The sequence below is a fragment of the Curtobacterium sp. VKM Ac-1393 genome (assembly GCF_015350995.1).
Classification (GTDB): Bacteria; Actinomycetota; Actinomycetes; order Actinomycetales; family Microbacteriaceae; genus Curtobacterium.
Genome location: NZ_JADKRW010000001.1, coordinates 463,189 through 474,502, shown reverse-complemented (window position 1 = coordinate 474,502; position 11,314 = coordinate 463,189). Strand labels below are relative to the sequence as shown.

Sequence of the window (11,314 nt, the reverse complement as noted above, 5' to 3'; positions counted from 1 at the left end):
CTCACAGCCTACGAAGAGCGGCATGTGGAGAACCTGTGCGACCGGACAGCCTGCTCGCGCTCGGTTCACACTGTGAACACCACTCTGCCTGCGCCGGCGCCGGGCTGTCCGGCCCACGTCGCCTCGACGTCCGCCATCCGCACGGCCGTCGCGTCCACCCGGACGGTGCCGTCCGCGATCGCACTGACGATGCCCGGGAGCTCGGCGACGAACCCGGCCCGCCCGACCGATCCCTGCCCGCTGCCGACGATCGTCAGGCCCGAGGCGCGCAGTGCCGCGGAGGGGATCGCGGCTTCGTGGCCCGCGGTGGAACCGATCGCGATCCAGTCGAGTCGGCGGCCCGGTTCGCTGCGGGCGGTGACGACGGCGCGCATCACGTCCGCTGCGGGCTGGCCCCAGACGTAGTCGATGACCACGTCGACGTCGGCTGCCGCAGCGCCGAGGGCGTCGAGGTCGGTCAACGGCAGCACGACGTCGGCGCCGAGGGCGGTGAGTGCCGCCAACCGCTCGGTGTTGCGCCCGCTCGCGACGACGTGTGCGGCACCGAGGTGCTTCGCCACCTGCACCGCCGCGGTGCCCGAGGCACCGGTCGCGCCGAGCACGAGGACGCGGCTGCCCGGGGCGAAGACGATCCGCCGGCGCAGGGCCACCCACGACGACAGCACCGGGTTCACACCGGCGGCCACGGCGACCGGGTCGGCACCGGCGGGCAGCACGACGCTCGCCCGCGGGTCGACCGCGACGCGCTCGGCCATGGTGCCGCGGGTGTCGCTCGCGACGGCGACGTAGCGGATCGTGCCGTCGGGGAACCGGGCGACGCCGTCGACGCCGGGGACCAGGGGGAGTGCGCCCTCGCTCGTGTAGTGCGATCCGTCGGCCTGGGAGCGGACCCGCGGGTGCAGGCCGGCGGCGATGAGGTCGACCACGACCTCTCCGGCGGCCGGGATCGGCTCGTCGAATGCCTGCCAGGTCGGGACGTGGCCGAACTCGGTGACGACTGCTGCGTGCATGGTGTCCTCCATTTGATTCGTTATACGAACAAAGTAGTTCGTGATGCGAAATGAGTCAACTACGCTGGGCGCATGCGGGAGATGACCGAGGACGAGCAGCTCGTTGATGCCCTGGGCGAGGCCGCCTTCCGGACGATGGGGCCGCTGACCGGGCTCGCGGCCGACGCGGGGCTGTCCCTGACGCAACTGCGGGTCCTCGCGATCCTGCGCGACCGTCGACTGCGCATCGGCGACCTGGCGCAGTACCTGGGGCTCGAGAAGTCGACGATGACCGGGCTGGTGGCGCGCGCGGAGAAGAAGGGGCTGCTCGCACGACAGCCGAACGCCGACGACGCCCGTGCGGTGGACGTCGTGATCACCGACGCCGGCCTCGAGGTGGCGCGCTCGCTCGAGGGTGCGATCCGCGACGCACTGCTCCCGCTCACCGCGCGGTTGCCGGAGCGGGATCGGCGGCAGCTGCACGCGCTGTTGGAGCAGATGCTGCGCTGAGCTGCGTCAGCGACCGTGGGCGCGCGACGGGATCTGCGTCGCGAGCTTGCCGCCGGAGACGTCGAGCAGGGAGCCGGTGATGTAGCCCGAGGCATCGCTCGCCACGAAGACGAGCAGGTCGGCGACGTCGTCCGCGGTCTCCCACCGGCGGAGCGACAGGGTGTCGAGCAGGCGGTCCTGGGCTTCGGTCGGCATCGTCGCGAACCCGTTCATCGCCGTCGGGACCATGCCCGGCGCGTACGCGTTGACGGTGATGTCCCACGGTCCGAGCTCCGATGCGAGCACCCGGGTGAACGAGACGACCGCTGCCTTCGACGCCGCGTAGGCAGCGCTGCCGACACTCGGCACGATGGCGGCGAACGAGGCGGCGTTGATGATCCGCCCCCGCCCCGCGGTCTGCATCACCGGCGCGACGGCCTGGCTCATCAGGAAGGTGCCGCCGAGGTTGACGTCCATGCACCGGCGCCAGGCGTCCCACTGCAGCTCGGCGACGGTGCCCTCGACGTTGATGCCGGCGTTGTTCACGAGCACGTCGATCGTGCCGTGGCGGGTGACGACCTCGTCGACGGCGGCCTGGACGGACACCGGGTCGGCGACGTTGCACACGACGTGGTCGAGCGGGAAGTCGGGCTCGAAGGCCAGGTCGAGGGCGACGACGCGGCAGCCCTCGGCGACGAAGCGGTCGGCGAGCGTGCGCCCGATCCCGCGTGCTGCTCCGGTCACGACCACCACGCGGTCGGTCAGGTCGAGGTGCATCGTTGCTCCTGTCGTTGGTGCCTTGAATAGGCATACTATTCGAGCATGACGGATCAGCGTGTGCTCTGGGTCACGGGTGGCGGCAGCGGCGTGGGAGCCGCGAGCGCCGAGGCGGCGGCTCGGGACGGCTGGGCCGTGGTGCTCAGCGGACGCCGTGCCGACCGGCTCGAGCAGGTCGCTGGTGCCATCCGGGACACCGGCGGAACCGCGGACGTCCTGCCCCTCGACGCGAACGACCCCGACGCCGTCGCAGCCGCGCGGGACACCGTGCTCGAGCGGCACGGCCGGCTCGACGGGCTCGTGCTGGCGGCCGGGCTCAACGCCCCGCGACGCCGGTGGGACGACCAGTCGCTGACCGACTTCCGCGCGATCGTGGACACGAACCTCACCGCCGTCGTCACGCTGGTGGACGCCGCGCTGCCGGCACTGCGCGGGTCCGGCGGGGTGGTCGTCGTGGTCTCGTCCTACGCCGGCTGGTCCTTCCAGCCCGGTGCGGGGGTCGCGTACTCGGCGTCGAAGACCGCGCTCGGGTCCGTCGTCCGGAGCCTCAACCAGCAGGAGGCGCCCCACGGCGTGCGCGCGACGCACCTGTGCCCCGGTGACGTCGCGACCGACTTCCTCGACCAGCGGCCGGAGGTCCCCGACGCGGCCGCCCGGCAGCGCATGCTCCAGCCGGATGACGTCGGGCGGACGGTCGCCTTCGTGCTCGGGGCGCCGGCGCACGTGCGCATCGACGAGCTCGTGCTGTCGCCGGTCTCGCAGCGGTGACGAGCACCTTCGAGCGGGTCCTCGACCAGGTCGGTGCCGCCGTCGTCTCCGGTGAGGTCGCGGTGGGCAGCCGCCGGAGCGTCGACGACCTGGTGGCCTGGACGGGCGCCAGTCGCAGCATCGTCCGCGAGGCCGTCCGCGTCCTCGTCGCCCTCGGCCTGCTCACCGCGCGTCGTCGGGTCGGCGTGACCGTCCTCGGCGTGCGGGAGTGGGACGTCCTGGACCCGCGCGTGGTGCGGTGGCGGCTGCGGGGTCCCGACGGCGACCGCGTGGCGCTCGAGCTCCGCGAGCTGCGTGCGGCGGTCGAGCCCGCCGCCGCTGCCGCAGCAGCCCGGCGGGCAGCGCTCGACGAGTGCGCGGACCGACGGGAGGCCCTCCGCACCACCGCGGACGAGCTCGCCGCCGCCGCGACCGGCGACGACCGCCTCGACTTCGTGATCGCGGACGTGCGGTTCCACGCGCTCGTGCTCGACCTGTCCGGCAACGCGCTCTACCGACGCCTGCACCAGGTCGTCGGCCAGGTGCTGCGCGAACGCGGGAGCATCCGCCCGGACCGCCACGACGTCGGCCTGCACCTCGCACTGGCCGATGCCGTCCTCGACGGTCGCCCGGACGAGGCGGCCGCCACGATGCGAGCGATCGTCGACCGCACGTGAGCGGAGCGCGCCGGACCTGCGAAGATGAACCCCGGCGCGCCCCTCCGGTGCCCGTGGAGGGTGAGTCGTGGACGCAGCACAGGACCTGGTCGTCCAGCTCGTCGGTACCCCGTGGGCGTTCTTCGTGGTCGGCCTCGTGCTCGCCGTGGGCAGTGTCGCGGTCTTCCTGCCCAGCCAGGCACTCGTCGTCGCGATCGGCACGCTCCTGGTGGGCGGTGACGGCGGTCTCCTGCCGGTCCTCTTCCTCGTCGTCGCGGCCTCCATCGGCATGGTCCTCGGCGACCTCGGGCTGTACCAGCTGGCGCGGTCGGTCGACCTCGGCTCGAGGTCGTGGTTCGCCCGTCCGAAGGTCCGCGCGGCGCGGGACGCCATCGACGGCCGCTACCGTGCTGCTCCCGGGCGCATCGCGGTGCTCGGACGCTTCATCCCGATGGGCCGGTTGACGACGAACCTGGTCGGCGCGGACAGCGGTCTCGACCTCCGGCGGTTCCTCGTCAGCTGCGTGCTCGCCGACGTCGTGTGGGCCGCGTACTGCGTCGGCATCGCTTCGGCCACCGGGCGCTGGAGCCGTGAGCAGCCCTTCCTCGTCACGACCCTCGCGGTTGTGGCGTCGATCCTGCTCGGCCTCGTGATCTCCGCGATCGAGAAGGCCGTGCGACGACGGAGCGAGGCGGCGGCCGCGGCCTGACGAACGTAGGGTGGGCACCCCGTTCGAAGGAGAACCCATGTTGCTCGACGACCTCGTACCGGACCCCGACGCGCTCGAGCGCATCGCCACCGACAGCACCTGGGCTGAGGGGCCTGTCTGGATCCCCGCGACCCGCACGCTGCGGTGGTCGGACATCCCGGGGGACCGGATCCTGCAGTGGCACGCCGACTCCGGCGCGACGTCCACGTACGCCGACGGCGTCGAGTTCACCAACGGACGGACGCTCGACCGCGACGGCAGCGTCGTCCAGTGCTCGCACGGGCTCCGGCGGGTGGAACGGGACCGCGACGGCGTGGTCACGCCGATCGTCGACGCCTGGGCCGGCGTGCGGTTCAACTCACCGAACGACGTCGTGGTCGCCCGCGACGGGAGCGTGTGGTTCACCGACCCGGCCTACGGCATCACCCAGCCGCGTGAGGGACACCCGGGCGTGCGCGAGTACGGCGACCACTGGACGTTCCGCTGCGGGCCCGACGGTGAGGACCTGCGACCCGTCGCGACCGACGTCGACGAGCCGAACGGCCTGGCCTTCGACCCGTCGGAGCAGGTCCTGTACATCGCGAGCTCGTCCGGTGACGAGCCGGTCATCCGGGCCTACGACCGCCGCGGCGACGACGGCGACCTGCTGAAGAACGGCCGGGTGTTCGCGCGGCTCGAGCCGGGCGAGGGAGTACCGGACGGGATCCGGGTCGACGTGCACGGCGACGTCTGGTCGTCCTCGAACCGCGGGCTGATCGTGTTCGACCCGGCCGGCGAGCGGATCGGCGAGGTCCCCGTCCCCGAGGTCGTCTCGAACTTCTGTTTCGGCGGCGACGACGGTACGACGGTGTTCATCACCGCGACGACGTCCGTGTACCGGATCGCCACGACGACGTGGGACGCTGCCGTATCCTGACTCGGCCATGCAGTGCGACTACTTCGACCGCGGGGTGTGCCGGTCGTGCACGCTCATGGGGCAGCCCTACGCCGACCAGGTCCTCGACAAGGAACTCCGCACCCGCGAGCTCCTGCACGACGCCGTCGAGGCGGCCGGCGGCCCCGGAGCCGTCGTGTGGTCCCCGGCGATCGCCAGCCCGGAGTCGGGGTACCGGAACAAGGCGAAGATGGTCGTCGGCGGGTCGGTCGAGCACCCGACGATCGGCATCCTCGACCACCGGCAGCGCGGCGTCGACCTGCGGCACTGCGGCATCTGCACGCCCGGCATCCAGCACGCGCTGCCCCTGCTCGCCGAGTTCGTCACCACCGCCGGGCTGATCCCGTACGACGTCGCCGCCCGTCGCGGTGAGCTGAAGTACGTGCTGGTCACCGAGTCGCCCGACGGTGAACTGATGGTGCGGTTCGTCCTGCGCTCCGAGGGGCAGGTGGCGCGGCTCCGACAGCACCTCGGTGCGCTGCACGAGGTCCTGCCGAACGTCGTGGTCGTCACGGCGAACCTGCTGCCCGAGCACAAGGCCGTCACCGAGGGTGACCGCGAGATCGTGCTCACCGACCAGGAGACGCTGCCGATGCGCCTCGGCGGGATCACGATGCACCTGCGGCCGCAGAGCTTCTTCCAGACGAACACCGGCGTCGCCACCGAGCTGTACGCGCAGGCCTCGGCGTGGATCGACGAGATCGACCCGGCCTCGATGTGGGACCTGTACTGCGGCGTCGGCGGGTTCGCCCTGCACGCCGCACGACCCGGTCGAGCGGTGACGGGCATCGAGACGAGCGCCGAGGCGATCCGGTCGGCGAAGCAGTCCGCGCGCGAGGCCGGACTCGAGGGCCTGCGGTTCGCCGCGGACGACGCCACCGAGCACGCACTCCGGGCCCGACCCGACGCGGTGCCCGAGCTCGTTCTGGTGAACCCGCCACGGCGGGGGATCGGCGAGACGCTGGCGACCTGGCTCGAGGAGTCCGACGTCCAGCACGTCGTCTACTCGAGCTGCAACCCGGTGACCCTGGCGAAGGACCTGGCGCGCATGCCGTCGTTCCGGCTCCGCCGCGCACGCGTGCTCGACATGTTCCCCCAGACCGGCCATCTCGAGGCCGTGACCCTGCTGTCGCGGGCGTGATCCGGGCCTCCCGGTCGGCATTGCCAGGGAATTGCCAAGGTGACGTACCCGGGTACGGGTCGATGGCCATGGCCATGGGCATCGCGGCGTACAGGTTCACCTCCGGGGTACATAGCACCAACGGGTAGAACCGTTTGTCTCGGTTTGATAACGGTGAAGAGTTTCCTATGGTTGCCGACCGAGGTGCCGCCGGCCCGATGACCACTGCCCCCGGTGGCGCACCCCACAACTGACCGCGATCGGTCGGGGTGGGCAGTGGATTCCGCGTTCGAAGCGGCTCGTGACCCCGGTGGAGCAATCACATGAAGAAGCTTTCCCGCACCCGCACCATCGTCGGCGGCCTCGCGTTCGCCGGCATCGCCGCGACCGGTGTCGGCCTCGCGGCAACCCCCGCGAACGCTGCGTCCGGCTCGACCTGGGACGCCCTCGCGCAGTGCGAGTCCGGCGGCAACTGGGCCATCAACACCGGCAACGGCTACTACGGCGGCCTGCAGTTCAACCTCGGCACCTGGCAGGCGAACGGCGGTGTCGGCAGCCCGGCCGGCGCGAGCCGCGAGGCCCAGATCGCCGTCGCCGAGCGCGTCCTCGCCTCGCAGGGTTGGGGCGCCTGGCCCGCCTGCTCGGCCAAGCTCGGGCTGAGCGGCACGACCGGTGCAGCACCGGCCGCCGCTGCTCCGGCTCCGGCAGCCCCCGCGGCTCCGGCTCCGACGCAGCAGGCCGCCCCGGCCCCGGCTGCCCCGCAGCAGGCCGCACCGCAGCAGGCGGCGCCCGAGCAGGCTGCTCCGAAGGCCGCGACCGCCGCACCGGCTGCTTCGACCCCGAGCAAGCCGGCCGCCGTGAAGACGAGCGGCAAGACGTACACGATCGCGTCGGGCGACACGCTCGACACCATCGCGACGAAGCTCAAGATCGACGGTGGCTGGAAGAAGCTCTGGGCCGCGAACACGTCGACCATCGACGACGCGAACCTGATCTACGCGGGCCAGGAGCTGCAGCTCCCCGCCTGATCGTTCCACAGGCCCAACACGACGACGCCCCGCGACCTCGGTCGCGGGGCGTCGTCGTGCGTGGCGCGGGTGCGCACGGTGCGGGGCGGGGCGGTGCTAGCGGTCGGCGGTGGCCAGCCACCCTGCGACGTCGTCGGAGCGGAGCGCCTGGGACAGCGACCGGACCGTCAGGTCGTTGAGGGTGACGTACGACTGGCCGTCCGGCGATGTGCCGGAGCCGGCCGTCGGCACCGTGAACGTGCGGAGGTCGTCGGTCCGGACGTCGCGGAGCGACCACCCGAGACCGACCAGCTTCGGGAACGTGAGCCCGGCGTCGACGGCGAGGTACTCGCTCGTCGCGGTGACGAAGTCCTGGATGCGGCCGGGGTTCGTGATCGTGCCGCGTGAGAGCAGCCCGCCCACGACCCCGCGCATGAACGCCTGCTGGTTCCGCACGCGGGTGTGGTCGGCGTCGGCGAAGGCGTACCGCTCGCGGACGAAGGCCAGTGCGGCGTCGCCGTCGAGCCGGTTGGCTCCGGCGACGAAGTCGTGGCCGCGCGCGGAGAACGCCTGGCTGGAGTCGACCGTGACGCCGCCCAGGGCGTCGGTCATGCCCTTGAACCCCGCGAAGTCGATCTCGGCGACGTGGTCGATGCGGACGTCGAGCAGCTGCTCGACGGTCTGCACGGTGAGCGGGATCCCGCCCCACGAGTACGCGGCGTTGATCTTGGCGTTCCCGTGACCGGGGACGTCGACCCACGAGTCACGCATGATCGACATGAGGTACACGGCCTGCCGGTCGGCGGGGATGTGCGCGAGCATCAGGGTGTCGGATCGTCCGCCCGCGGTCCGGTCGGCATCGCCACTCGGTCGCCGGTCCGAGCCGATCAGCAGGATGTTCTCCGCACCGTCGGTCGGCGAGGGGCGTTCGCCGCCAGGGAAGGCATCGGTGATGGTGTCGGTGTGCGCATCGAAGCTCCGAGCGAGGCCCCCGACGAAGATGCTCGCGACGACGGCGATCACGGTGGCGACGCCCACGAGCGAGCCGATCGTCGCGAGAAGGGCGACGAGGAAGGGGCGTCGGCGCTTCGGGCGGCGCGCGGTCCGGGCTGCGGTCTCGGCGGCCTGACGGGCCGCCCGTCGTTCGGACATGCGGAACTCCTGCGGATTCGGGTCGGCCGTGCCACCGACCGATCGATCCTATCGCATGTGGTATTTCAAGTACAGGGTGTCACCGTTCGGTTCGCGACGACTTGCCGAGGAGCGCGCTGAGGGCGGCCCGGAGTGCGGGGTCGTCCGGCAGGACCTCGCGCTCGATGTGCCGAGCGGTCTCCCAGGCCCGACGCCCGTGGTCGGTCACGGTGACGAGGCGCCGGCGTCGATCGGCCGGGTGTGGGGTCCGCTCGACCAGGCCGTCCCGCTCCATCCGCTCGAGCGTGCGCGACATCGTCTGCGGCTGGACCCGTGCCGTGCGGGCGATCGTGTCGGCACCGGTGGGGCCCGTGCGGATCAGGATGTCGACCGCGATGAGCGCCGCGTGCGGCAGCCCGATGGCGCGCAGTCGTTCGTCCCAGTCCCGTTCGACCGAGCGTGCGGCGGCCGACAGCAGGCGTCCGAGCGGCCACTGCTCGGTCGTGTCGTCCATGGGCGCAGTCTACGGTCGACAGCTGTCCCAGTCGGCGTCGCGGTCGGCGTCGCGCACGTCTAGTAATCAGCATGCTGACGATCGGTGTACGCTCGCCGACGTGTCCCGCTTCCTCCGCATCGTCCTCCCCGCGCTCGTCATCGTGGTCTGGCTCGCGATCGCCGCCGTCGGTGGTCCGTACTTCGGCAAGATCTCCGAGGTCTCGACCAACGACCAGACCTCGTTCCTGCCGGCCTCGGCCGACGCCACGAAGGTGCAGGAGCGGGCCTCGGAGTTCCGGCAGGAGTCGGGCGCGCCCGCGATCGTCGTGCTCGAGCGCGACGGCGGGATGTCGTCGTCCGACCTCAGCGCGGCGAAGGACCTCACCACGCGGCTCGGCGACCGTGACGACGTCGAGTCCGTCAGCCCGGTGATCCCGAGCGAGGACGGCGACGCGGTCGAGATCGTCGCGACCCTCACCGCTGCCGCGGACACCGGCGACGCCGTCGAGGCGATCCGCGCCGACGTCGACGCCGAGCTGCCCAGCGGCGTCTCCGGGTACGTCACCGGGCCGGCCGGGTTCACCGCAGACCTGACCGAGGCGTTCGCGGGAATCGACGGCCTGCTGCTCGGGGTGGCGCTCGCCGCGGTCTTCGTGATCCTGATCATCGTCTACCGGTCACCGCTCCTGCCGATCCTCGTGCTCGGCACCGCGACCTTCGCCCTGTGCGCCTCGATCCTCGTGGTGTGGTGGCTCGCGAAGGCCGGCATCGTCACCGTGAACGGCCAGGTGCAGGGCATCCTGTCGATCCTGGTGATCGGCGCGGCGACGGACTACGCCCTGCTGTACACCGCCAGGTTCCGCGAGGCACTGCGCGACCACCGCACCGGCTGGGGTGCGACGAAGGCCGCGCTCCGCGGGAGTCTCGAGCCGATCCTGGCCTCCGGCGGCACCGTCATCGTGGGCGTGCTCTGCCTGCTGCTCTCGGACCTCAACTCGAACAAGGCGCTCGGCCCGGTCGCGGCGATCGGCATCGCGTTCAGCCTGCTCGCCGCCCTGTCGCTGCTGCCAGCCCTGCTGCTCGCGTTCCGCCGTGCCGCGTTCTGGCCGCTCCGTCCCGCGTACGGCAGCGCGCACCCGGTGCTCACCGGTACGGACGCCCGCGGTGTCTGGGCCCGGGTCGGTCGGCTCGTCGCCAAGCGCTCACGGGTGGTGCGGATCGTCTGCACGGTGGGGTTGCTCGCGATGGGCACCGGCTTGGTCGGGCTCAAGGCCGACGGGGTCCCGCAGAGCGACCTGGTCATCGGGGCCTCGCAGGCGCGCGACGGGCAGAACGTGCTCGCCGACCACTTCCCGGGTGGCTCCGGCAGCCCGGCGCAGGTGATCGGGTCGGAGCGCGACCTCGACGGCCTGGTCGACGCGATCACGGCGGTCCACGGTGTCGACGGGGTCGTGGCCGCCGCGAAGGACGCCCCGTCCGGCACCGTACCCGTGACGAGCGACCCGGCCACGGGCGCCGCCGCCTCGTCGGGCACCGCCACCGACCCCACCGTCTCGCGCGGGGACGTCCTGCTCGAGGTCACCCTGTCCGACCCGGCCGACTCGGACGCGGCCGAACAGACCGTCCGCGACCTCCGCACCGCGGTGGAACGAGTCGACCCCGGCGCGGTCGTCGGCGGCGTCACCGCGACGGCCGTCGACACGAACGACACCGGCATCCGCGACCGCACCCTGATCATCCCCGTGGTGCTCGTCGTGATCCTGCTCATCCTGATGCTCCTGCTCCGCAGCATCGTTGCCCCGCTCGTGCTCATCGGCAGCGTGATCGTGTCGTTCGCCGCGGCCCTCGGTGTCGGCGCGCTCGTGTTCGACCACGTGTTCCACTTCCCCGGCGCGGACCCGAGCGTCCCGCTGTACTCGTTCGTGTTCCTCGTCGCGCTCGGGGTGGACTACAACATCTTCCTCATGACCCGTGTGCGGGAAGAGGCGTTGCAGCACGGTCCGCACGAGGGGGTCCTGCGCGGGCTCGGCGTCACCGGCGGCGTCATCACCTCGGCCGGCGTGGTGCTCGCGGCGACGTTCGCGGCGCTCGGCGTCATCCCGATCCTGTTCCTCGTGCAGATCGCGTTCGTGGTGGCGTTCGGCGTCATGCTCGACACGATCGTGGTCCGTTCGCTGCTCGTGCCGGCGATCGCGTACGACCTCGGCCGTCGCGCGTGGTGGCCGTCGCGCCTCTCGCGCGCGAACCATCACATGTGACA

Annotated in this window: 12 protein-coding genes; 8 read left to right on the top strand and 4 right to left on the bottom strand. The window is 72.1% G+C overall.

The window, feature by feature from the left end; translation table 11 throughout:
• Positions 1 to 65 precede the first annotated feature (65 nt).
• The gene (locus tag ITJ59_RS02235; protein WP_194649503.1) at positions 66 to 1,010 is read right to left on the bottom strand and encodes a zinc-binding dehydrogenase; all 945 of its coding nucleotides are present in this window, start codon (positions 1,008 to 1,010) and stop codon (positions 66 to 68) included.
• Between the two features lie 72 nt (positions 1,011 to 1,082).
• On the opposite strand from ITJ59_RS02235, the gene ITJ59_RS02230 reads away from it, so the two are divergent.
• Positions 1,083 to 1,499, top strand: a complete 417-nt coding sequence (locus tag ITJ59_RS02230) for a MarR family winged helix-turn-helix transcriptional regulator (RefSeq protein ID WP_228510758.1) — start codon at positions 1,083 to 1,085, stop codon at positions 1,497 to 1,499.
• Between the two features lie 6 nt (positions 1,500 to 1,505).
• On the opposite strand, the gene ITJ59_RS02225 is transcribed toward ITJ59_RS02230, so the two are convergent.
• Complete coding sequence (locus ITJ59_RS02225) at positions 1,506 to 2,255, bottom strand: SDR family NAD(P)-dependent oxidoreductase (RefSeq protein ID WP_194649502.1); 750 nt, start codon at positions 2,253 to 2,255, stop codon at positions 1,506 to 1,508.
• A gap of 45 nt (positions 2,256 to 2,300) precedes the next feature.
• Between ITJ59_RS02225 and ITJ59_RS02220 the strand changes: the two genes are divergently transcribed.
• From ITJ59_RS02220 to ITJ59_RS19520, 6 genes are all read left to right on the top strand, one after another.
• Positions 2,301 to 3,023, top strand: coding sequence for an SDR family oxidoreductase (locus ITJ59_RS02220; protein ID WP_228510756.1), 723 nt, complete (start codon positions 2,301 to 2,303; stop codon positions 3,021 to 3,023).
• The gene (locus ITJ59_RS19525; RefSeq protein WP_194649501.1) at positions 3,020 to 3,679 is read left to right on the top strand and encodes a FadR/GntR family transcriptional regulator; all 660 of its coding nucleotides are present in this window, start codon (positions 3,020 to 3,022) and stop codon (positions 3,677 to 3,679) included. Before ITJ59_RS02220 ends, ITJ59_RS19525 begins: the two co-directional genes overlap by 4 nt.
• Before the next feature lie 67 nt (positions 3,680 to 3,746).
• Positions 3,747 to 4,367, top strand: a complete 621-nt coding sequence (locus tag ITJ59_RS02210) for a DedA family protein (RefSeq protein ID WP_194649500.1) — start codon at positions 3,747 to 3,749, stop codon at positions 4,365 to 4,367.
• Between the two features lie 37 nt (positions 4,368 to 4,404).
• On the top strand, positions 4,405 to 5,283 hold the full coding sequence (locus ITJ59_RS02205; protein WP_194649499.1) for an SMP-30/gluconolactonase/LRE family protein: 879 nt from the start codon (positions 4,405 to 4,407) through the stop codon (positions 5,281 to 5,283).
• A 7-nt stretch (positions 5,284 to 5,290) separates the two neighbouring features.
• Positions 5,291 to 6,442, top strand: a complete 1,152-nt coding sequence (gene rlmC, locus ITJ59_RS02200; RefSeq protein WP_194649498.1) for a 23S rRNA (uracil(747)-C(5))-methyltransferase RlmC — start codon at positions 5,291 to 5,293, stop codon at positions 6,440 to 6,442.
• Between the two features lie 302 nt (positions 6,443 to 6,744).
• Positions 6,745 to 7,449 carry a transglycosylase family protein gene (locus ITJ59_RS19520; RefSeq protein WP_194649497.1) on the top strand — a complete coding sequence of 235 codons (705 nt, stop codon included), beginning with the start codon at positions 6,745 to 6,747 and terminating at the stop codon, positions 7,447 to 7,449.
• Between the two features lie 96 nt (positions 7,450 to 7,545).
• Here ITJ59_RS19520 and ITJ59_RS02190 read toward each other — a convergent pair whose 3' ends face one another.
• Together ITJ59_RS02190 and ITJ59_RS02185 are read right to left on the bottom strand one after the other, a co-directional pair.
• Positions 7,546 to 8,580: an LCP family protein gene (locus ITJ59_RS02190; protein ID WP_194649496.1), complete on the bottom strand. Its 1,035-nt coding sequence runs from the start codon at positions 8,578 to 8,580 to the stop codon at positions 7,546 to 7,548.
• Between the two features lie 79 nt (positions 8,581 to 8,659).
• Positions 8,660 to 9,073 (bottom strand): MarR family winged helix-turn-helix transcriptional regulator, encoded by a 414-nt coding sequence (locus ITJ59_RS02185; RefSeq protein WP_194649495.1) that lies wholly within the window; start codon positions 9,071 to 9,073, stop codon positions 8,660 to 8,662.
• A 100-nt stretch (positions 9,074 to 9,173) separates the two neighbouring features.
• On the opposite strand from ITJ59_RS02185, the gene ITJ59_RS02180 reads away from it, so the two are divergent.
• Complete coding sequence (locus ITJ59_RS02180; RefSeq protein WP_194649494.1) at positions 9,174 to 11,312, top strand: MMPL family transporter; 2,139 nt, start codon at positions 9,174 to 9,176, stop codon at positions 11,310 to 11,312.
• The last annotated feature ends 2 nt before the right edge of the window (positions 11,313 to 11,314 follow it).